Source organism: Dasania marina DSM 21967 (genome assembly GCF_000373485.1).
GTDB classification, from domain to species: Bacteria; Pseudomonadota; Gammaproteobacteria; order Pseudomonadales; family Dasaniaceae; genus Dasania; species Dasania marina.
Window position 1 is genome coordinate 507,613 of the sequence record NZ_KB891575.1, and the last position, 20,716, is coordinate 528,328.

The 20,716-nt window shown below is 49.4% G+C and carries 19 protein-coding genes and 1 riboswitch; of the genes, 5 read left to right on the forward strand and 14 right to left on the reverse strand.

What is annotated here, in order from left to right; genetic code table 11:
• Positions 1-94: 94 nt before the first annotated feature.
• From argH to B067_RS0102320, 5 genes are all read left to right on the forward strand, one after another.
• On the forward strand, positions 95-1,492 hold the full coding sequence (gene argH, locus B067_RS0102300; RefSeq protein ID WP_019528436.1) for an argininosuccinate lyase: 1,398 nt from the start codon (positions 95-97) through the stop codon (positions 1,490-1,492).
• 263 nt (positions 1,493-1,755) lie between these two features.
• Positions 1,756-2,271: a bifunctional adenosylcobinamide kinase/adenosylcobinamide-phosphate guanylyltransferase gene (cobU, locus tag B067_RS0102305; RefSeq protein ID WP_019528437.1), complete on the forward strand. Its 516-nt coding sequence runs from the start codon at positions 1,756-1,758 to the stop codon at positions 2,269-2,271.
• A 23-nt stretch (positions 2,272-2,294) separates the two neighbouring features.
• The gene (gene cobT / locus B067_RS0102310; protein WP_019528438.1) at positions 2,295-3,329 is read left to right on the forward strand and encodes a nicotinate-nucleotide--dimethylbenzimidazole phosphoribosyltransferase; all 1,035 of its coding nucleotides are present in this window, start codon (positions 2,295-2,297) and stop codon (positions 3,327-3,329) included.
• A gap of 2 nt (positions 3,330-3,331) precedes the next feature.
• Positions 3,332-4,009, forward strand: a complete 678-nt coding sequence (locus B067_RS19470; RefSeq protein ID WP_019528439.1) for a histidine phosphatase family protein — start codon at positions 3,332-3,334, stop codon at positions 4,007-4,009.
• 8 nt (positions 4,010-4,017) lie between these two features.
• A complete protein-coding gene (locus tag B067_RS0102320; protein WP_083921341.1) occupies positions 4,018-4,764 on the forward strand; it encodes an adenosylcobinamide-GDP ribazoletransferase in 747 nt (248 codons plus the stop codon).
• Here B067_RS0102320 and B067_RS0102325 read toward each other — a convergent pair.
• The 14 genes from B067_RS0102325 to B067_RS0102390 all read right to left on the reverse strand — a co-directional run bounded on the left by B067_RS0102325 (position 4,757) and on the right by B067_RS0102390 (position 20,696).
• Complete coding sequence (locus B067_RS0102325) at positions 4,757-5,563, reverse strand: universal stress protein (RefSeq protein ID WP_019528441.1); 807 nt, start codon at positions 5,561-5,563, stop codon at positions 4,757-4,759. The genes B067_RS0102320 and B067_RS0102325 overlap by 8 nt on opposite strands.
• A gap of 89 nt (positions 5,564-5,652) precedes the next feature.
• Complete coding sequence (locus B067_RS0102330; RefSeq protein WP_019528442.1) at positions 5,653-5,961, reverse strand: DUF2149 domain-containing protein; 309 nt, start codon at positions 5,959-5,961, stop codon at positions 5,653-5,655.
• A complete protein-coding gene (locus tag B067_RS0102335; protein ID WP_019528443.1) occupies positions 5,954-6,481 on the reverse strand; it encodes a MotA/TolQ/ExbB proton channel family protein in 528 nt (175 codons plus the stop codon). Before B067_RS0102335 ends, B067_RS0102330 begins: the two co-directional genes overlap by 8 nt.
• A gap of 26 nt (positions 6,482-6,507) precedes the next feature.
• Positions 6,508-10,854, reverse strand: a complete 4,347-nt coding sequence (locus tag B067_RS0102340; protein WP_019528444.1) for a cobaltochelatase subunit CobN — start codon at positions 10,852-10,854, stop codon at positions 6,508-6,510.
• Between the two features lie 165 nt (positions 10,855-11,019).
• Positions 11,020-11,227, reverse strand: a riboswitch (cobalamin riboswitch).
• Positions 11,228-11,237: 10 nt separating this feature from the next.
• The gene (locus B067_RS0102345) at positions 11,238-12,563 is read right to left on the reverse strand and encodes a cobyrinic acid a,c-diamide synthase CobB (protein WP_035801381.1); all 1,326 of its coding nucleotides are present in this window, start codon (positions 12,561-12,563) and stop codon (positions 11,238-11,240) included.
• A gap of 7 nt (positions 12,564-12,570) precedes the next feature.
• Complete coding sequence (gene cobO, locus B067_RS0102350; RefSeq protein WP_019528446.1) at positions 12,571-13,179, reverse strand: cob(I)yrinic acid a,c-diamide adenosyltransferase; 609 nt, start codon at positions 13,177-13,179, stop codon at positions 12,571-12,573.
• Positions 13,180-13,423: 244 nt separating this feature from the next.
• Complete coding sequence (locus tag B067_RS0102355) at positions 13,424-13,717, reverse strand: GIY-YIG nuclease family protein (protein WP_019528447.1); 294 nt, start codon at positions 13,715-13,717, stop codon at positions 13,424-13,426.
• A gap of 181 nt (positions 13,718-13,898) precedes the next feature.
• Complete coding sequence (locus B067_RS0102360; RefSeq protein ID WP_019528448.1) at positions 13,899-15,368, reverse strand: cobyric acid synthase; 1,470 nt, start codon at positions 15,366-15,368, stop codon at positions 13,899-13,901.
• Positions 15,355-16,080: a 5,6-dimethylbenzimidazole synthase gene (gene bluB / locus B067_RS19475; RefSeq protein WP_019528449.1), complete on the reverse strand. Its 726-nt coding sequence runs from the start codon at positions 16,078-16,080 to the stop codon at positions 15,355-15,357. The genes B067_RS0102360 and bluB overlap by 14 nt, the downstream gene beginning before the upstream one ends.
• Before the next feature lies 1 nt (position 16,081).
• Positions 16,082-17,014 carry a cobalamin-binding protein gene (locus B067_RS0102370; RefSeq protein ID WP_240472820.1) on the reverse strand — a complete coding sequence of 311 codons (933 nt, stop codon included), beginning with the start codon at positions 17,012-17,014 and terminating at the stop codon, positions 16,082-16,084.
• Positions 17,011-18,003 (reverse strand): threonine-phosphate decarboxylase, encoded by a 993-nt coding sequence (locus B067_RS0102375; protein WP_019528451.1) that lies wholly within the window; start codon positions 18,001-18,003, stop codon positions 17,011-17,013. The genes B067_RS0102370 and B067_RS0102375 overlap by 4 nt, the downstream gene beginning before the upstream one ends.
• Entirely contained in the window at positions 17,996-18,925 is a 930-nt protein-coding gene (cbiB, locus tag B067_RS0102380; protein ID WP_019528452.1) for an adenosylcobinamide-phosphate synthase CbiB, read from the reverse strand. The genes B067_RS0102375 and cbiB overlap by 8 nt, the downstream gene beginning before the upstream one ends.
• Complete coding sequence (locus tag B067_RS0102385) at positions 18,925-19,686, reverse strand: heme ABC transporter ATP-binding protein (RefSeq protein ID WP_019528453.1); 762 nt, start codon at positions 19,684-19,686, stop codon at positions 18,925-18,927. The genes cbiB and B067_RS0102385 overlap by 1 nt, the downstream gene beginning before the upstream one ends.
• Positions 19,686-20,696, reverse strand: coding sequence for a FecCD family ABC transporter permease (locus tag B067_RS0102390; protein ID WP_019528454.1), 1,011 nt, complete (start codon positions 20,694-20,696; stop codon positions 19,686-19,688). Before B067_RS0102390 ends, B067_RS0102385 begins: the two co-directional genes overlap by 1 nt.
• Positions 20,697-20,716: the final 20 nt, after the last annotated feature.

Genomic DNA, 20,716 nt, shown 5'->3' on the forward strand with positions numbered 1-20,716 from the left:
ACACCGCCCCAATAGCAGCATCCTACTGCGCTTGCTGTTATAATTCGCGGCTGCGATTAACCTAATAGTATTTTTAACGTGGTAAGTGACTGTCATGAGTGAACAAGATCCAACTATCAAACCCTGGGGTGGCCGTTTTAGTGAGCCCACCGACGCCTTTGTAGAGCGCTTTACCGCCTCTGTTGATTTTGATCAGCGCCTGTATCACCACGATATCAATGGCTCTTTAGCCCATGCCAAGATGCTAGCCAAAGTGGGTGTGCTCAGCGAAGATGAGTACCAGTCCATTCAAACCGGCTTAGAAGAAATACGCGCTGAGATCGTCGCCGGTAAATTCGATTGGTCGATAACGCTGGAAGATGTGCACATGAACATCGAAGCCGCGCTCACCGCTAAAATTGGCATTACCGGTAAAAAGCTACACACCGGCCGATCGCGCAACGACCAAATCGCCACCGATATACGCCTATACCTACGCGACGAAATAGACAGCATCGTTAAAGAACTCTCGCGCTTACAACTGGGCCTTATAGACGCAGCCCAACGTGAAGCCAGCACTATTATGCCCGGCTTCACCCACTTGCAAACTGCGCAGCCGGTAACCTTCGGCCATCACCTACTGGCGTGGAACGAAATGCTGCAACGCGACTTTGGCCGCTTAATGGATTGCCGCAAGCGCGTTAACCAAAGCCCCTTAGGTGCAGCGGCCTTAGCCGGCACCACTTATCCTATAGATCGCCACTACACTGCCGAGCTATTAGGTTTTGAAGCGCCCACCGAAAACTCGCTGGATTCTGTAAGCGACCGTGACTTCGCCATAGAGTTTGGCGCTTTCGCCAGCTTGCTGATGATACATATGTCACGCTTTAGTGAAGAATTAGTGCTGTGGACTTCGGCGCAGTTTAACTTTATAGAATTGCCCGACCGCTTCTGCACCGGCTCGTCCATCATGCCGCAAAAGAAAAACCCCGATGTGCCTGAATTAGTGCGCGGCAAATCTGGTCGTGTTACCGGCCATTTAATCAGCTTGCTAATGTTGATGAAGTCACAACCACTGGCTTACAACAAAGATAACCAAGAAGATAAAGAACCGCTGTTCGACACTATAGACACGGTTAAAGACTGCTTAAAAGCTTACGCCGATATGATACCCGCGATTAAAGCGCGTAAAGACTATATGGCCGAAGCGGCGTTGCGCGGTTTCTCTACTGCCACTGACTTGGCCGACTACTTAGTGCGCAAAGGCATGCCCTTCCGCGACGCCCATGAAGTGGTGGGTAAATCCGTCGCCTATGGCATAGCGCAAAATAAAGACTTATCGGAAATGTCTTTGCCAGAGCTACAACAGTTTAGCGACACCATAGAGCAAGACGTGTTTGAGGTGTTGACGCTAATTGGTTCTGTTAGTGCTCGCGATCATATTGGTGGCACTGCGCCTAACCAGGTGAAGGCAGCCGCGGAAAGGGCTAAGGCGCTAGTCGCGCAGCGATAAGCGGCAAGCTGTAAGTTACAAGCAAAAGCCAACTGAAATACGTTGGCTTTTTTATAGGGCTAGGATATGTAAAGCCGAGTAGCATGGCACTTACTTAACAAAAAGTATGAGTCATGCCCACAGCACTCGCTTTGCTCACGGGGCAGGCCCTTCCGGCTTCCGAGCCGGAACCCAGTAGCTTTAGCAGCTCATCAAAAAGCAGTAAAGTGCCTAGAAGTCACAACTAGCCTTAAGTAAATGCCATTAACCGCAGAGTAAACATGATGAAGCAATTTGTTTTGGGTGGCGCACGCTCAGGCAAGAGCAGCCTGGCAGAAAAACTCTGTGCTAGCTATGGTGATAAGGTTGCCTATATAGCAACGGCCAATAAGGTATTTAACGATGGCGAAATGGATGCGCGTATTGCTAAGCATCAACAGCAGCGCCCCCAGCACTGGCACACTATTGAAGCCCCTATAGCGCTGGCCGGAGCACTAGCCCAGCTGCAACATTACGATGCGGTGATGATAGACTGCCTCACCCTATGGTTAAGCAACTGCCTGCATGAAGGTAACTGGCCACAACAACGGCAAGATTTTTTAAACGCCTTAGAAAATTTTAACGGCGAGCTAATTATGGTCAGCAATGAAGTGGGCATGGGCATAGTGCCAATGGGTGAACTCTCCCGCAGCTTTGTTGATGAAAGTGGTTTTTTGCATCAAGCGGTAGCAGCGCTTTGTGACCGCGTCATCTTTACCGCCGCCGGTTTACCACTGGTGATGAAAGGCCCTGCACTATAAGCGACTCAACCCTAGGAACAAAAATGGATTGGTTTTTACAGCAAGCAAAAACACCCTCTGATATACACCGTGCCGCTGCGACTCAGCGCCAACAGCAGCTGACCAAACCGGCAGGCTCCTTGGGTGAGTTAGAAACCTTAGCAATCACCTTGGCCAGCCTGCAAGGCAGCCACACTCCACAGCTTAATAATATACACATACATATTTTTGCCGCCGACCACGGCGTCGCTGCCGAAAATGTGTCGGCCTTTCCGCAGGCAGTCACCGCACAAATGGTACAAAACTTTTCTAGCGGTGGTGCCGCTATTGCCGTAATCGCACAATCACTAAACGCCGAGCTGGCCATTAGCAATGTCGGCACCGTGCAAGCCCTGCCCGATTTGCCCAAAGTGTTAGATCAACGTATAGCCGCCGGCACGGCCAACTTTGCTCACGGCCCCGCCATGCAACGCCAGCAATTAATGGCCGCCTTAGACGTGGGCAGAAACACCGTAGCCCGGCAACAGGATATCTGGCTGGGCGGCGAAATGGGTATAGCCAACACCACCTCGGCCACCGCTTTAGCTTGTGCCCTGCTCAAGCTCAACGCCGAGCAGCTAGTCGGCCCAGGCACTGGCATTGATCAGGCCACCCAGCAACATAAAGCCGCTGTTATTAATGCTGCTCTAGTCTTTCATAGCGCCGACACCGCCAGCCCGTTAGAGAACCTACAACACCTAGGCGGCTTAGAAATTGCCGCCTTGGTGGGCGGTTATATACGTGCCGCGCAACTAGGTGTACCGGCATTGGTAGACGGTTATATTTGCACCGTCGCCGCGCGCTATGCCATCGCCATTAACCCCAGCGTTAAACCCTGGCTATTACTCAGCCATCAATCGGCAGAGCCCGGCCAGCAAGCCTTGTTTGATGGCTTTGCTTACTCACCCTTAATCAATATGGGTATGCGTTTAGGCGAAGGCAGTGGCGCAGCTGTGTGCCTGCCCTTGCTCAAACTGGCCTGTGACTTACACAATAATATGGCCACCTTTGACCATGCTGGCGTGGCCAATAAAGACTAACTATGACTAACGCTTGCGTCACCACTATCGATTTATTACGCCACGGCGAGTGTGAGGGTGGCTTAATTTTTCGCGGCCACACCGATTCGGCCTTGAGCACAAAAGGCCAGCAGCAAATGCAGCAGGCTATAGACGCCTACCCCGGCCAGAAAGCGCATTGGCAGCAGATCATTAGCTCGCCTTTACAACGCTGCATTGTGTTTGCCCAACAACTTATCGATAGCCAAAATAACAATGCGTTTTTATTACTAGAGCCGGGCTTACAAGAAATTAGTTTTGGCGACTGGGATGGTTGCTTAACCGAGCAGGTGCAGCAACAACAGCCCGCCGCCGTTAGCAATTTTTGGCAAAACCCCGCCGAACATACTCCGCCCAATGGCGAGCTATTAACGGACTTTCAACAACGGGTAGTGCACAGCTGGCAGCAGTTAGTTGAGCAACATCGCGGCGAGCACAGTTTACTCATTAGCCACGGCGGGGTGATACGCATCATCTTGGCGCATATCTTACAAATGCCGTTGCGGCCGCTGTCGTATTTATCGGTGCCTCATGCCTGCCTCACCCAAATTAAAATTTTCCACCAGGCAGGCTCTCCCGACTGGCCGCAATTAATTTTTCATCAGCCCCTTTCGTCACCAGACCATTTGTCATCAACCCTTTTATCTTCAACCCATAGTTGAAAAAACCTATGCCTAAATTTTCACTGCGCCCAATCATCACCGCCTTTATGTTTTTAACTCGCATACCCATGCCCGAGTTAAAAGATTTTCAGCCGCAGGACTCTGGCCGAGCTTTGGCTTACTTCCCGGTGGTGGGCTTGGTAATAGGTTTACTGATGCTATTAATCGCGCAGCTCATAGCTATGTCGCCATTAGTGTTAGCGGCGCTGTTATTAACATTCTGGGTTTTTATTACTGGCGGCCTGCATATAGATGGCTTAGCCGATAGTGCCGACGGCTGGTTGGGCGGCACCCGCGACAAAGAGCGCAGCCTAGAGATTATGAAAGACCCCGTCTGTGGTAGTGCTGCGGTGATGGCAGTAGGCTGCCTATTGATAATAAAATTTGCCGCCTTGACCAGCCTACTAGAACAGGCCCAGCTTTCAGCGCTGTTGCTTGCACCGATTATAGGCCGCTGCGTGCCATTGATTTTATTTTTAAGTACACCGTATGTACGCAAAGACGGCCTAGCTCAGCACTTTATTAGCTACTCCTCAAAACCGGCCATCTATGCGGTGCTGCTTACTGTATTGTTATTGTGTTTTGTTATTTTAAGCTTACCCACCGCGCTGATTGTACTAAGCAGCTGCGCCCTAATATTACTGGGCTTACGCTATTTAATGATGGATAGATTGCAAGGCAATACCGGTGACACCACCGGTGCCGCGGTAGAAATTATCGAAGCCACGGTGTTAATAGCCTTGTGCATTAGTTAATCGTTAACACATCTTGAAACTGTAAGTTATTCAGCACTCTTTCTGAGGTATGACCGCGTATGCTGTCCATCACCCCTTGCCTAGCCATAGTACCTATCACCACCACATCGGCGCCTAGAGCGGCAGCGGTTTCAGCAATCACCGTTTCCGGCGCACCTTTTTTAACATGCACATTGGCGGTATCCACCTCAGCCGCTCTTACCAGTAAGCCTCTATCGGGATAGCGCATAGAATCTTGATAGGCATTCACTACATGAAACTCGGCGCGGTATTGTTGAGCCATTAGCCTACCTGCAGCCAATATACGGCTGTTAAGTATTTTATGATCCTCATCGGTGGCCTGCATATTCACTGCGGCCAGTATACTTTCGCGCCTACCCGAAGCACCACTGCGCACTAACATCACAGGGCGCTTGGCTTGGCGTAATAGCATCCATTTTGAATCCGCTAGAAAAACATTGCGCGACACATTACTGTGATCGGTCATCACAATTAAATCAGCTTTAATACGCTTGGCGGCATCCAGCATGCCCTGCTGCCACTGCTCGGCCCAATACAATTCGGTATCGCAGAGTAGCCCCTGCGCCTCTACCGACTGCACCAGCACATTCAATGCTGCCAATGAGGGGTAGAGGTTTTCATTGTCTAGATTTAATTTACTAGCATTAGCGTCAACGGCGATAAACAAATGCAATCGCGGCTTTTTCTTACGCAGGCTGGCATTAACAATAACTCGCTCTAGGGCGGGGTGGAAATTACGGCTGGGGTCTACCGCTACTAAGATAACTTCACTTTCCATCACTGTTCATTCTCCTTTAGTGAACGATTACAGTGATAATAAGAAAGTTATATGTCAGTTTGATGACTGCGGACTGTATAGATCAGCGCCTATGGACCAATTAAAATTAACTTACCCGTTTTAGGGTCCCTATACACTTGCCCTACCGCTTCATAGCCTTCAGCCCCCTTAGCACCTTGCCCCGGCATAGCGGGTAACTCTTTTCCTCGCTCTATCACTTGCTCGCTGATTGGCTTAACAGATTGTTGAAAATGATCTTGTAACTGCTCACTCATGGCAATGAGCGCCGCGATTAAACCGCAGGCAAACACCAGCATTAAATCTAATAAATTAGCTAGCGGCCCCAAGGGCTCATCATCACCGCTAGCAAAGCGGCCTTGCTGCCAACGGTTAGACATGAGCAGGCTCCTCATGTACTGGCTTTATCGCTGCGGTAGTTTCACTAACCGGCGGGTATGTGGAGAGCGACATTTTTGCCGCGCTATCTTCCATAGCCGTTAACAATTCATCATACCAACGTCTACGTATTCGTCCCATCACAAAACCCACCACGCCCACTAACAAACCCAGCACCGTAGTATCAAAGGCCACACTCATGGCGGTGGTTAATACACTCAACTCGCCCTCACCCAACGCTGCCAACCCTGGCCCTAAGGGAATTAAGGTACCCATTAAACCCAGCATGGGCGCAATGCGGGTTATAAAATCACTGCGCTCTATGCGCCGTAGGGCTAAGCGCTCTACAGCCTTAATATTGCCACTACGCTGCCAACGTTTTAGCCCTATAAAACGCTCGCTAATTAACACGCCTATTTCAAGCACAGCTAGCCCAGCAAAGGCCAGTAGCAACCACACCACCGGCTCTAATAAATAGCCAGTGAGTAAATGCATAAAACCTAATGAGGAGGAGGTAAACATTGTTGTATTCCTTAATATTATAACTATTAGTTTTTAGGTGTGCGGCTACCTCTGTAAGCGCCGATTAGTAGTAATAGCAACACCATAACTGCAAGCCAGTAATAGTGTTTTGTTTCCGCGAGCTGATCTTTTGCAGGTTTTTTCTCAGCTTTAGCGGCAGGCTCTTTGCTAGCCGACGTTATATCTTTAAGACTAATTTCCGCCATCACCGATGCAGCGCTATTGACCGAGGCATCAACTTTTGTGGCGGCCAATAATTGTTGCAACTGTACGTATTTATCTGCCGCCAAGTAATTTTCTAACCAGGGATATAGCGGATGATTTGGGCTGGTATGGCCACTGCTGGGTAAGCCATGCGCTAAGACTAAATCGGCAAAAGCCTTGGCTAGTTGCTGTAAGGTTTGCTCATCGGCCTGCCAAAAATCTTTTTGCGCGGCCACTAGCATCACCGCCAGCATATTGCTTTTAACATGTACGTTATGGCCCTGCTCTAAAAAGCTATCCAAGTTAAGGTTGAGTTTGTCGTCTATATAAACGGCTTTTACCTCATCCCATACCCAACTTTTTATAACTTCGGGGTTAGTGACTTGCCAGCCCCATAGATATTCTAAAAATTCGCTGCCCATGGTTCTGGCACCGGCATAGCCTTCATCCATTAAGGGGCTTAGCCACTGCGGATTTAAATAGCGACCACGCAGCTCTGCCAATAGCGCCACCTGTAAGGGCTCTATGCTTAAATTTTTAGTGTCGGGGTGATAAATAACAAAGTTTTCGGGCGCACTACCAGTAAGGGTTTCCACCGCTAGGCTTAAGCCCCCTAGGTAATCAAAGCTATCGTTGTTATCCAACAAACCATAGAGGTTGCTGGCCCTACCTAAGTAGGTGTTGTTAATACTGCTTAGGCGTTGTTTAAAGGTTGCTAGCACAGGCTCGCCATGTAAGTTTTGACCATAGGCGTGGCCCAAGCGCCGCATATACACGCTGGCGATTTCTGAGCGCTGCTGCCAACTACCCGAGCGCTCTACCATGCGATTGACCCCTGCACCGTAAGTGCCTGGGGCATCACCAAATACGCGATAGGCCGCCTGTTTACCGGCCAGCTCCGCGCCTATACCTTGCTGCAGTGCCGCGCGGGTATCGGCCACCCAACGGGCAGCGACATGGTTGATAGCTAATGCTTCACTACCGGGATTAGCCATAGCGCCCAAGGGTTTTAAGGCGGAGTTTAATGCGTAGCTAAGTGCGGGGTAATCTTTATGTATGAGCTCAGCGGAGGCATCCAAAGCCATCAACACGGCGCGCTCTAGCAATAACATATGCGAGCCATATAAATCGCGGAATAAACCCGAAGTGGTAAATACCGCATCGTGCCTAACTCTAGGCTGGCCGTTTTCTTGCAGATTACTAATATCAAGACGCTGCAAACTTTTAACAATGCCCCGGCTACTCCACACCGGCTTAACCCCCAGCATGTCAAAACCAAAAGCAATCATCGCGCCTTCATCGCGCACTACATCGGAGGCCCACAACACTATTGCGTCTGCGGGGGTATCTTGTGGGCTATTATTATCCGCCGCTTGCTGGGCAGTTTTTGCGCGCGCTTTCGCGGCCAGCTCTACACCCACTTGGTAAGCTAAGCGGGAGGGGATTAAGCTGCCATCTAAGGCAAAAAAATTACGGCCGGTGGGCAACACTTCGGGGGTTCTAATAGGATCGTTACCTTTACCCGGTGCAATATATTGACCGGCTAGCGCATGTAATAAACCGCTTAACTCTGCTGCAGGTGAGGCACTGAGTTGTTGCTGCCACTGTGGCTCAATCGCCTCACCCTGCGCCATAGAGTTGAGCATGGTGGCGATGGCGGGCCGGCTCCAATCGCGGCCAAAAACATGCAAACCTAAGGGCATAAAATCTTCTTGCAACTTGGTTAGGTAGTGGCCTATCTCATGCACCAATAACTCATCGTCCACCTGATCAAAGTCGGTAATGCCACGCACCGCTAACTCACCCGACATGCTGGCCACTAATTCATCACGCAGTTTCAGTTCGTCTACCAACGCCTTCATAGCGCTAACGGCACGCTCACGCATGGCGCCGGCACCTACTGGCGCGGCCTCGTAACTTTCTACTAATTGACGCAAAGCTAGTAAACGATCATACAGATCGGTGCTGTCTAGCGGCGGTGTTAGGTGATCTATCATTACCGCTAAGCCGCGACGCTTGGCTTGTATACCCTCGCCCACGCCATCGACTATATAGGGATAGATGCTGGGTATATCCCCCAGCACCGCCAGCGAATAATCCTCTGCACTCATACCCACACGGCGGCGAGGTAAAAACTCATAAGTTGAATGCCTACCTAAATGCACTAGCGCGTCGGCCTGAAAACTATGTCGCAGCCATAGGTAAAATGCTAAGTATTGATGGGGCGGAGGAAAGGATAAATTGGCGTGCAGTAACTCTTCGTTTAATTCCCAGCCTCGTGGTGGCTGTGGCCCCACAAAAATATTACCAAACTGTAGTCCCGGGATCAGCAGTTGTTGCTCATGCACCATCACCTTGCCGGGTAATGCACCCCAGCCACGTAAGCCTTCTATGCCACTTTCGGAAATTGCGGTGACTAAGGCCTGGGCCGAGGGCCAATCAGGCTGGCCATCAAAAGCTTGCGTATAAACCTGTTGTAGCTGCGCTAGTAGTTGTATCACGCGTTCACGGGCGGGGTGATCGGCACCGTCGATGGCGTGGTGTAAATCTTCCAGCACGCGGGCTAGTAAACCACGGCCTATGCTTTGGTCTTCCAACGCAATGGCGCGCTGTAACATGGCATGTAAATACGCCAACGGCCCAGCGCTCATTTCCTGCTGTAAGGCTAATGGTAATGAGGCAAACCATTTTTTATATTGGGGCGTGCTCACGGTGGCTACCTGTGTCGCCATGGTGGCTAGCGCTTGTCTATCTTCTGGCAGGTTGACTCCCTTGGCCTGCAATAGATCTAATAAATCTTGCTCGCTGGCAGGTAACTCGCCGGTGTTATAGCCTGCCTTTTTTAGTTGCTGTAATAAATGAAATAAAGACGCTGGCACATTTAAATTGTCGGCACCAATATTGTGCCTCCCCGGCGGGTGGTTGTAATAAACGATGGCAATTTTTTTATCGTGATTGGCTTTGCTTTGCAGCAGCAACCAACGCTGTAGGCGCTGGCTAAGTAAATCTACTTGGCTGACTATAGGTTTAGAACTGGCCAGCTTAACGCCAGTTTGTGGGTCTATGCTGGCCGCCGTCATCGCCGCCAGCACCAGCGGCTCTATAACACCTTGCAACTCTGGCATGGCAACACGGTAATGCACACTGCTGGCACTTAGTCCTTCTTCTGATAATAGCCATTGTTCTTTAGTGCTATCGCTTAAGCGTATGCCTTTTAATACTGGCACATTTAATTCTGCCAAATGGCGATTTACTTCTTCCCGCCCTTCGCCGGCGCCCACCACAAAATTCTGCAATGAAATAATCGCTGCCAGTTGTTGTTTATTTGCGCGCAACGCTTTTACCGCTGCCACGCTATGCTCGCCCCATTTCGCTAATACTCGCAAACAACCCAAGCCTTGTTTATTCATATTTAGACAGATTGCATCATGCAGCGCTTTTTCACCCGGCCTATCGCCGCTTTCATAATCTAATAACGCCACCCAGCGTTTATTGTTGCTTAGTGTTAAGCCCTCTGAGCTAACATCCTTACCATTTACCACAAAACGTAGGGCGGTATAAAACTTGGGGGTAGGCACGGCTATAGACTCGCCCACCGAGTGAAACAAATGGCTAAGCAGACCTTGGCTATTAATCGCATCGCGATTCGCCCAAAACATTTTAGCCAGCAACCATGTTTGATAATCTGGGTATTGCTTTAGCTGCTGCTGCGACCAAGCTGCCAACTCCGCGGCTGCGGCCACTGGAGCATCGGCCATTAAGGCATCTATATCGGCACCGGCTAATAAGCTGCGGCCTTTAATATGTGAGGCCTGCACTAAGCGTCTATCACTGTGTATGGCCACAAAAGAGTTGGCAGTAGAGCTGGTTTGCAGATACTGCATTAGGCTATTTACAGTATCGCCAAATACGCCACCCACAAATACCATGTCGGCTTGCTGTAATAACTGCTGACGTTGAAGCTGCGTTAAATCGGCGAACTGCTCGGTGCTGCGTAAAATAATTTTTTGCTTAGGGTGAGCCAATAAAAAGGCATGGGCACCGCTTAATACATCGGCCGTGTTTTGGGGTGTTATTATCCCTACTAGCGTGGCCGCTTGTGCCTTGGCCGCTATCACCAATAAAGCCAGCATAAAAGCAGCTAGCGCGGCCGTTAATTTCCGTTTCATAAATCATACTCACGCCACAAACAAGGCGATACTAATTAATAAGACGCAGGTAAACACTAACGTTTAACTACACAGCGATAAGAAGGGATAAACGAGGATTTAAGAAAGGAAATCGCTCGCGATAAAGCCCTCCGCTTTATCGTTAAACATTGCGCGCTAGCGCACAATTGAAGATCACCAAGGCCGGTTTCGGGCTTTTTATCTCATCACTTCGATAAATTACCGTTGCGGGGGCAGCGGTGGCTTAGTAGCAGCTCATCATAATTGTGCTGGTTTGCACTGGATGCACTGTTAGTTACCACACTTCCCGTTTACCCTGTTCCAGCTAATGCGGTAGGCATTAGCGACAGGCACCTTGTGTTATCGTTTGTTACTGACTCCTGTTATTCGTGCATTGCGGGTTTAAAAAGATGCGCAATTGCCGTGGGGTTAGAGGGGAAAAATAAATGCAGATAACTGGCGGTTAAGCTCCCCACTCTATAAATCGCTTCACCCGGTGCCGGGTGATTCGCGCGGCGGCCATAACACATAGCCTCAGGGGTGCCCTGGCTGGTCGAACGATGATGTGCATGGCCACGCAGCTCACCTTCCGGCAAAGCGGCGGTTTGCATACCTTGGCAACCGCCTCTTGCTTTCATTACCCCTAGCCCAGCTAGTAACCCCGCCATGTTATAACTATCGCCCGCCAAGCTTTGTAAAGACTCCAGCACATAAAGCAGGCCACCGCACTCGGCTAAGATAGGTTTATGCTGGCGGTGAAAATCCTTAACAGACTGCAACAAGCTATGATTATCCGCTAAGGCTTGAGCGTGTAACTCGGGATAGCCGCCGGGCAACCATAAGGCATCGGCCGCCGGTATGGTGCTGTCACTAAGCGGCGAGAAATAACGCAGCTCGGCCCCCATATCAGTTAATAGCTGTATATTGGCTTGGTAGATAAAACTAAACGCCACATCTTTTGCTATCGCTATGCGCACGTTTTTAAGCAAGGCTGGTAATGGCTCTAGGGGCTGTTCCCAAAAAGTGATAGGCGGCAAGTGTACAATAAAGTGCTCTATGCCGGTTGCTGCCAACACATCCGCGCCGGCCTCTAACAAGCTTTCAAGCTCTGTATTTATTTCCTGCGCCTGCACTAAACCCAAGTGCCTTTCCGGTAATTTTATCTGCTCGCTATTAGCTAGGCAGGCAATTAAAGGTAAGTCATCCGGCAAGGTATTTTCAATTAATTCTCTGTGGCGGTTAGACGCACAGTGATTGGCAATTAAACCGACTACCTGCACATCATCACGGTAATTGGCCAAACCCATAGCCAGCACAGCGGCGGTTTGTGCTTTGGCTTTAACATCCATCACTATCACCATGGGGATAGCAAAACGCGCGGCCAAATCGGCACTGCTGGGCTGACCATCAAACATACCCATCGCCCCTTCAATAATAATCAGGTCGGCCTGCTGGGAAGCTAAAAAAAGTTGCTGCTGGCACCAAGCCTCACCCGCCATCCACAAATCTAATTGCACCACGGTTTGTTTAGACGCCACTTGCAAAATCTGTGGATCCAAATAATCGGGGCCGGTTTTAAACACCCGCACCACCTTGCCCTGACGTGTTAACAGGCGCGCTAACGCCGCGGTGACGGTGGTTTTACCCTCACCCGAGGCGGGCGCTGTAATAAACAGGGCTGGGCAGTGTGCGCTTGTTTGTGTATGCATACTGATTTTAGTAATCCACACCCTTGCGCGCTTTAATACCGGATTTAAACGCGTGCTTAATTTCTTTCACTTCCGATACGGTATCCATAACGTCTTGCAGTTTAGAACCGCCACCGCGACCACTTACCACCACACTCTGTTCTACTGGGCGGCTTCTAATGGCCTCAACAATCATATCTTCGTCTAGATACTTGTAGGCGATCATATAGGTCAGCTCATCCAAAACCACTAAATCGTAGCTGGGATCTTTTAACATAGGCTCGACTACCGCCCAAGTTTTTTCTGCGGCGTCTATATCAGCTGTTCTGTCCTGGGTATTCCAAGTAAAGCCCGTACCCATTTGGTAAAAATCTACCTGCGGACAATGCTCTTTTAAATAGATCTCTTCGCCAGAAAGTTGCTGGCCTTTAATAAATTGCACTACCCCAATTTTATGACCATAACCCAGGGCGCGCATAATCATGCCAAAAGACGAGCTGGATTTACCCTTGCCGTTGCCGGTAAGCAATATGGCTACACCTCTTTCGGTGGCGGCCTGTTCTATGCGGGCATCCACTTTTTCTTTTTGCTTTTCCATGGAAGCTTTATGTTTTTCGTTCTTTCTTTCGTCACTCATGTTTTTCTCCTGTTTATTACTATGGATACCGGCGTTCGCCGGTATGACAGTCTCTTAATGTTAATTTATGGACACCAGCCTACACCGGCGTGACAACACTTTTATATTTATATGCAAGACTATACTTTATATTTATGGATACCAGCGTACCCCAGGGTACCCTCTCTTGCTACGCAATTCACCCTGTCCGCCGGTATGACGAGCCAGATAGTATGTCATGCCGGGCTAGACCCGGCATCCACCATCAATCTATAATTTCAAACCAAAGGTCATTCCACTTTGGATTATCTTGTTCTATTAATTCTATCTTCCAGCTACGTCGCCAGCTCTTTAATTGTTTCTCTCTTGCTATCGCAGTAGTAATACAATCCGTCAGCTCAAAATACACCAGTTTATGCACTTGGTATTTTTTAGTAAATCCATCCAGCTCATTATTTCGGTGCTGCCAAATACGCTGTATAAAATGACCGGTTACACCTATATACAAAGTGCCATTTCTTTTATTGGTCAGTATATAAACCGCTGGTTGTTTTGCCATCCTTGGCTCCTTTATATTTCTAGCATGGATACCGGCGTTCGCCGGTATGACAACTTTCTTAGCTTATGTTTATGGACACCGACCAGCGCCGGTATGACGACATATAGTACGTCATGCCGGGCCACGACCCGGCATCCATTCCTCTGCTAGAGACTAGCGACTAATTACTAGAGACCCGTCCCTATAGTGAATACCCCAACCCCTTATATAACTTTTCCCAATCCATACTTTCATCCACTGCATCGGCTAAGCGATCAATCTCTCGTTCTTTTAACGCGGCATAATCAAAGTGTTCGACCTGCGCTAAACCTGCCCATTGCAATAAATCATGTAGCGCCTCTTCACTATCAAACAGGCCATGTAAGTAGGTGCCCATGACTTGCTCTGTGCGTGCGCCTTCGGCTTTGCCGTTAATAGTGAGCATAGGCTGAGCCTCTATATCACTAATACCTGCATGAATTTCATAGCCCTGTACTTTGGCACCGCTCCACAACTGACCTTCAACGTTGATCAACTGCTTTTCGGGATACAAGGTGGTGTTTACGGGTAGCCAGTGTAAACCTTGGGTGGATTTTATAGTGCCCTCTATGCCGTCGGGGTCGTAAATATTCTGCCCTAGCATTTGCAGGCCTCCGCATATGCCTATCACCTTACCACCATAGCGCAGGTGTTTTTGTATGGCGGCCTCCCAACCGTTATCGCGCAGCCATTGCAAGTCGGCGCACACGCTTTTTGAACCCGGCAGCACAATTAAATCGGCGGCAGGTATGGCCTGATTCGGCCCTATAAATTCAAATTCAACTTGCGGATGTAAACGCAGCGCGTCGAAGTCGGTGTGGTTGCTAATGCGCGGTAAGGCCGGCACGATCACCTTAATACTAGTGTCTGACTCTGCTGACATATTGCCAGTGAGTGCATCTTCAGCTTCTAAATGAAAACCCTGCAAATACGGTACTACTGCCAACACCGGCTTGCCGGTACGCTGTTCTAACCAGTCTAAACCCGATTGCAGTAATGCTATGTCGCCGCGAAAACGATTGATTACAAATCCCACCACGCGCTCTTGCTCTGAGGCACTTAATAATTCCAGTGTGCCCACTAAATGCGCAAACACTCCACCCCTGTCTATATCGGCAATAATAATGACGGGGCAATCTACCGCCTCGGCAAAACCCATATTGGCGATATCTCTATCGCGTAAATTAATTTCGGCGGGGCTGCCGGCACCTTCAACTACTATTAGCTCATACGTTTTGCTGAGGCGCTGATGCGACTCTAATACTGCCGCCATAGCGGTGGTTTTATAGTGGTGATATTGCTGGGCCTGCATTTGCGAAATGGCTTTGCCATGGATAATAACTTGCGCGCCTATATCGGTAGTAGGCTTTAATAATACCGGATTCATATCAGTATGTGGTGCCACACCGGCTGCCTGCGCCTGCACCGCTTGCGCTCTACCGATTTCGCCTCCATCGGCAGTGACTGCTGAATTTAAAGCCATATTCTGTGGCTTAAAGGGCACAACTTTTTTACCGCGGCGTTTAAAAATACGACACAGCGCCGCTACCATTACGCTCTTACCGGCATCGGAAGTAGTGCCTTGCACCATTAAGGTATTGGCAGCGCTAAAAGCAGTTTTAGCTGCGGTCATTGTCATCCCACTGTTGTTGCGCCTGCTGCGCTTTTTTATCATCCCAGCCGTCGCGCATAATATAGTGTTTGATATCGCCACGTTCTGCCCATTGCTCTTGCTGCAACATGGGCTGCTCATAAAACGCATCAACATGGCCTAGGCATAAAATGGCAATGGCGGTGGCTTGCTCTGGCATTTGCAGTAACTCACTGAGTTGTTGCGGCTCAAATAAAGAGACCCAGCCTAAACCTATGCCCTCGGCCCTAGCCGCCAGCCACATATTTTGTATAGCGCAGGCGGCCGAGGCCACATCCATTTCGGGCAGGGTTCTTCTGCCAAATACATGTCTATCGCGTTGTTCCATTAAAGCCACTACCACCACCTCTGAACAATCAACTATGCCCTGAACTTTCAATTGTAAAAAATCCTGCTTTTTTTCACCCAGTTGCTCGGCGGTCGTTAGGGTTTCTTGCTGCACTAGCTGATGTAATTGCTGCCGCAACTCAGGTTTTTGCACCCGTATAAAACGCCAGGGCTGCATAAACCCCACACTGGGGGCTGCGTGCGCGGCAGCAAATAAGCGCTGCATTAGCGCCTCATCCACAGGCAGCCCATTAAAGTGGCGCATATCGCGGCGCTCAAAAATGGCTTTGTAAACTGACTCGCGCATCGCACTGTTAAAAGCTAAGTTTTTATTTTGGCTTTGGCTATTGTTTTGGTTCTCGCTCATGTTAGCGGTAAACCTCTCTCGCCAACTCCAGCTTTTGGCACATAATTTCTGCCCCCTGTAATATTCTAGGGGTATGGCGCTGCAAGATGTCGGGAGGGATAAAATACAGTTGCTTGTTAGTTACCCCCTGTAACTGCGGCCATGTTAACCAAGCATCCAGCCACTCGGGGCGCTCTACTCCCATGCCGCTGGCAATAATTACCTGCGGGTTAGTATGCAATACCGACTCCACGCTGAGCTTAGGTGCCAGCGCTGGCTCATCGGCAAACACATTACGGCCACCGCATAGGTTGATCACATCACTAATTAAATGTTCACCATTTAATGTTTGTAGTGGCTCGNCCCATACTTGATAAAAAACACTAATCGGTTTTTTATTTTGATACTGCTGCTGTAGTGAGGTTAGTTTTTTATTATAAGCCTCAGCGGCGGCACCCGGGATTTTCTCCCCAAGTAGCATACCGACATTACGCAGAGATTTTTCAATAGAAAGTAACGTTCTGGGCTCGCCCCAATACACTTTAATACCCAGCTCTTCAATTTTTTTTATGCGCTCGGCACCATTGCCCGAATGCCAGGCCAAAATTAAATCGGGCTGCAGTCGCAGTATGGCTTCGGCGCTAAAACTTTTATAGCTGCCCACTCGAGGAATATTTTTAGCCTCTTCTGGATAATCGCTATAACTCACGGCTCCCACTAACTTATCGCCAGCCCCTACCGCATAAACCAACTCGACGATATGCGGAGCCAAAGCCACCACGCGGCTAGCGGGTTTATCTAGCTGTATCACTTGGCCGCTATCATCGGTGACTTGTATGGCATGGGCAGGCAATATTGTCGCACTAGCTATTAGCGCCCAAGTTATAACCGCTTTGGTTCTAAACACTTTAGTCATTAACACTTTAGTCATAAACAAGGTGATTAATTTCATCATAGTTTTATATTACTTAAGCTGCGTTGGCAGCGTTTGATACAGGCCGGTAAACCAAAACGCAATAGACCGTCGCCATCAGGTTGCTGCGGTGCAAAGATGCGTAGCCAAATACCTTGCTGCGCAAACTGCTGTTTAATAGACCTTAGTTTTTCATAAGGCCCGGCTACAGAAATAAATAAAGGCCCAGGTTTAATCGTGAAATCTGGCAACTGTGTAGCCAGCAATTGTTGCATGGCCTGCTGCATATTATGTATGCGCTGTTGTTGCTGTATCTGCCAAGCGCTATCACTTAAGGCCTGCTCGGCTATGTATAGGCTGGGTGCAGTCAAGCCCCATAACAATAGGCGCTGCTCAAAACGCGCCTTTAACTCTATGGGTAAATACACAAAGCCTACCCGTATGCCCGCCAAACCAAAAAACTTGCCCATAGAGCGCAGTACGATTAAGGAACCTTGCTCAACATGCTGCAGCATACTGGTCTGCGAACAGCTATCAATAAAGGCTTCATCAATAATTAAATAACCGGCGACTTTTTGCTGCAAGCGTTGTAAGGCTGTGTTATCCCATAACTCGCCGGTGGGATTGTTGGGATTAATTACCAACACATGCTCCACCTGATCTAACAAGCCCAGTAAGTGCGCATAGCTGTTATAGGTCAGCAGCTGATGGCCAGCGTTTTGCCAAGCCTGCCGGTGCTCGGCATAGCCCCACAGCGGCATTGCCACCGTACGGGGTGGCAATAATTGCGGCAATAATTCTATGGCTTGCTGCGAACCCGCAACTGGCACTAAACCTTGCACACCATAATAGCCGCTAACAACGCGGCTAAAACTGTCGCTATGCTCGGGCAAACGCTGCCAACAAGCTTGCGGTAACTCTGTCACCGGCCAAGACCAAGGGCTAATGCCGGTAGATAAATCCAACCAAGGCTGCTGCGCATCAGGATACTGCTGCCTAGCCTGTAATAAATTGCCTCCATGCTCAAGCATAATGGCCCACCAGTTCTGCGCTTAATACCACTACTAGCAACACTATTAACCAGCCATATACCGTGCGATCTAATAAACCTATCGCTCGCGCTATATCTCCCGCCTGCGGTTGTGCACCGCAACCCATAATAGGTTTCTCCTGCCACTGGCCGTGATACATCGTCGGCCCACCTAACAATACGCCTAAGCTGCCTGCGCCCGCACACATCACTGGGCCACCATTGGGGCTAGCGCACTGTGATGCTTGCTCGCGCCAACAACGCCACGCGGCACGGCGCTTACCTAACAACATATAACTGAGCGCTGTTAAGCGCGCGGGAATGGAATTTAGTACGTCGTCCACTTTCGCGCTAAACCAACCAAACTGTTGATAGCGCGCGGTGCGGTAGCCCCACATGGCATCTAAGGTATTGGCCAAGCGATACACCACTACACCTACTGGGCCCGCCACCACAAACCAAAACAAGGCGGCAAAAATAGCATCGGCACCGTTTTCTAATAACGACTCTAAGACACCGCGTAAAACGGCTGGTTCATCCATGGTTTCAGTGTTGCGGCTGACTATACGTGCCACCGCTGCCCGCGCCGCGGCAATATTCTGTTGCAGTGCCTGCGCCACCGCTAAGCCATGCTCGCGTAAACTCTGCCAGCCTATAGCAAGATAGAGCAGGGCAGCGGCGGCTAAATGATAAACATAAGGCGGCGCGTAGTTACGTAAAAAATGAAGAGATACCGCCACTAACCCGGCGGGCACAGCCACCGCCAACAACCAAGCCATCACGCCCTGCCAACGCTGGCCGCCATTGCAACAACGCTCGATAAGTAGGGCGTAGCCAGCCCATCCCACTAGCGGATGTAAACGCTTGGGTTCGCCGAGCAACCTATCGGTCAGCACCGCTATTAATACCGTTAGCCACAGCATCAGCTTACAAACAAATGTTTACCGCTAGTGGGATGCACTACGCGGTGAAATTTTAATTTAAACACGTCTTCTAATAGCGACTCTTGTAGAACTTGCTCGGGTGTGCCCACGGCTTTAATATAGCCTTGGTCCATTAAAATAATTTTATCGGCAAAGCTGGCGGCTAAATTTAAATCGTGCAGCACCATTAGCACTGCGCTACCGGCCATAGCTTTGCGTTTAAAAATAGTCATCACTTGCTGTTGGTGGGAAAAATCTAAGGCGGCGGTAGGCTCGTCTAGCAATAATAAACAGCGGCCCTGCCACACCTGCGCCAACACCCGCGCCAATTGCACACGCTGTTTTTCACCGCCGGACAATTGGGTATAGGGCTGATGGCGTAGCTGGCCTACGCCCATCAAATTTAAGGCTTCTTTAATAATGTCATTATCAATAAGTAAACCAGTATCGTGAGGAGTGCGGCCTAAGGCCACTACTTCGCTAGCGGTAAAAGGAAAATCCAATAGCTGATGTTGTGCCAATACCGCGCACTGCTTGGCCTTTGCTAATAGCGGCCAATCCCGTATGGGCTGCGAGCAGTAGTTCACCTCGCCACTATCGGGGCTAAGTTCACCACTGGCGACTTTTAAAAATGATGACTTACCAGCACCGTTAGGGCCCAACACCACCACCAACTCACCGGCATTAATGTCGGCACTCACATTGTTTAAAATAGCGGCATGGTCTAACTGTAATTGTAGATGTTTGAGCTGCAGCATCATTACCTCGCGATTAAGCTGGCATTACGCTGCTGGCGTAATAGTGATAAAAAGAAAGGCGCGCCCAATACGGCGGTAACTACACCTATGGGCAACTCGCTGGGCGCTATGGCTATGCGCGAAACCGCATCGGCCAATATTAATAAAATCGCCCCCGCCAGGGCGGAACAGGGAATTAAGTAACGGTGATCGGGGCCAATTAATAGGCGAATGATATGCGGAGTAATTAAACCCACAAACGAGATAGTGCCGCTTAGCGCTACCGCCACGCCCACCACCAAGGCCACTAAAATAATAATTTGGCGCTTTACTCTATCAACATAGATACCTAAATGGCGTGCCTCTGATTCACCCAATAACATGGCATTAAGAGCCCGACTATAACGTGGCATCCATAATAACAAGCTGCCTAACACGCCATAGGCCATGGCCAAACGCGGCCAGCTGCTGCCATTAAGCGAACCCATTTGCCACAAGCTGATTTGACGCAACATATGATTGTCGGCGATGTACTGAAAGAAACTATTTAAAGCCCCCGCCAACGCACTAATGGCAATACCAGCCAGTAGCATAGTCGCCACTGATGTGCCGCTGCTACTAGAAGCCAACCTATAAACAATAGTGGTAGCCAATACAGCACCGGCAAAAGCGCCCAAGGCTATAAAAGAGACACCGGCAATCGCACTGCCTGCACCTAACACTATTGCTAAGCTGGCACCTGCCGAGGCACCGCTGGTAACACCAATTAAAGAAGGGTCGGCCAAAGGATTACGAAACAGCCCCTGCATCATCACCCCAGCTACGGCTAAGGTAGCGCCAATGATTGCGGCCATTAGGGCACGGGGTAGACGAATTTTTTCTAAGATCAGTTGATTCGATGAGGGTGTTGCAAAAACATCAAACAACTCTAAAGGGTTGATAATTTCTGGGCCAAGGGTTAGCGCAATGACTAACGACAAAGGCAGTAGCAATAATGTAAGTGTAACTAAATAACGTGGGTTTAACCTTTTCATACTCTCTACATAAAAAATAG

Excerpts from the sequence above, each read along its gene's own strand:
- B067_RS19470 (WP_019528439.1), top strand. The coding sequence starts at position 3,332 with ATGACTAACGCTTGCGTCACCACTATCGATTTATTACGCCACGGCGAG.
- B067_RS0102320 (WP_083921341.1), top strand. The coding sequence starts at position 4,018 with ATGCCTAAATTTTCACTGCGCCCAATCATCACCGCCTTTATGTTTTTA.
- B067_RS0102390 (WP_019528454.1), bottom strand. The coding sequence starts at position 20,696 with ATGAAAAGGTTAAACCCACGTTATTTAGTTACACTTACATTATTGCTA.
- cobO (WP_019528446.1), bottom strand. The coding sequence starts at position 13,179 with ATGAGTGACGAAAGAAAGAACGAAAAACATAAAGCTTCCATGGAAAAG.
- B067_RS0102375 (WP_019528451.1), bottom strand. The coding sequence starts at position 18,003 with ATGCTTGAGCATGGAGGCAATTTATTACAGGCTAGGCAGCAGTATCCT.
- B067_RS0102345 (WP_035801381.1), bottom strand. The coding sequence starts at position 12,563 with ATGCATACACAAACAAGCGCACACTGCCCAGCCCTGTTTATTACAGCG.
- B067_RS0102330 (WP_019528442.1), bottom strand. The coding sequence starts at position 5,961 with ATGTCTAACCGTTGGCAGCAAGGCCGCTTTGCTAGCGGTGATGATGAG.
- B067_RS0102385 (WP_019528453.1), bottom strand. The coding sequence starts at position 19,686 with ATGATGCTGCAGCTCAAACATCTACAATTACAGTTAGACCATGCCGCT.
- cobU (WP_019528437.1), top strand. The coding sequence starts at position 1,756 with ATGAAGCAATTTGTTTTGGGTGGCGCACGCTCAGGCAAGAGCAGCCTG.
- bluB (WP_019528449.1), bottom strand. The coding sequence starts at position 16,080 with ATGAGCGAGAACCAAAACAATAGCCAAAGCCAAAATAAAAACTTAGCT.
- cobT (WP_019528438.1), top strand. The coding sequence starts at position 2,295 with ATGGATTGGTTTTTACAGCAAGCAAAAACACCCTCTGATATACACCGT.
- B067_RS0102340 (WP_019528444.1), bottom strand. The coding sequence starts at position 10,854 with ATGAAACGGAAATTAACGGCCGCGCTAGCTGCTTTTATGCTGGCTTTA.
- B067_RS0102325 (WP_019528441.1), bottom strand. The coding sequence starts at position 5,563 with ATGGAAAGTGAAGTTATCTTAGTAGCGGTAGACCCCAGCCGTAATTTC.
- B067_RS0102360 (WP_019528448.1), bottom strand. The coding sequence starts at position 15,368 with ATGACCGCAGCTAAAACTGCTTTTAGCGCTGCCAATACCTTAATGGTG.
- B067_RS0102335 (WP_019528443.1), bottom strand. The coding sequence starts at position 6,481 with ATGTTTACCTCCTCCTCATTAGGTTTTATGCATTTACTCACTGGCTAT.
- argH (WP_019528436.1), top strand. The coding sequence starts at position 95 with ATGAGTGAACAAGATCCAACTATCAAACCCTGGGGTGGCCGTTTTAGT.
- B067_RS0102355 (WP_019528447.1), bottom strand. The coding sequence starts at position 13,717 with ATGGCAAAACAACCAGCGGTTTATATACTGACCAATAAAAGAAATGGC.
- cbiB (WP_019528452.1), bottom strand. The coding sequence starts at position 18,925 with ATGCTGTGGCTAACGGTATTAATAGCGGTGCTGACCGATAGGTTGCTC.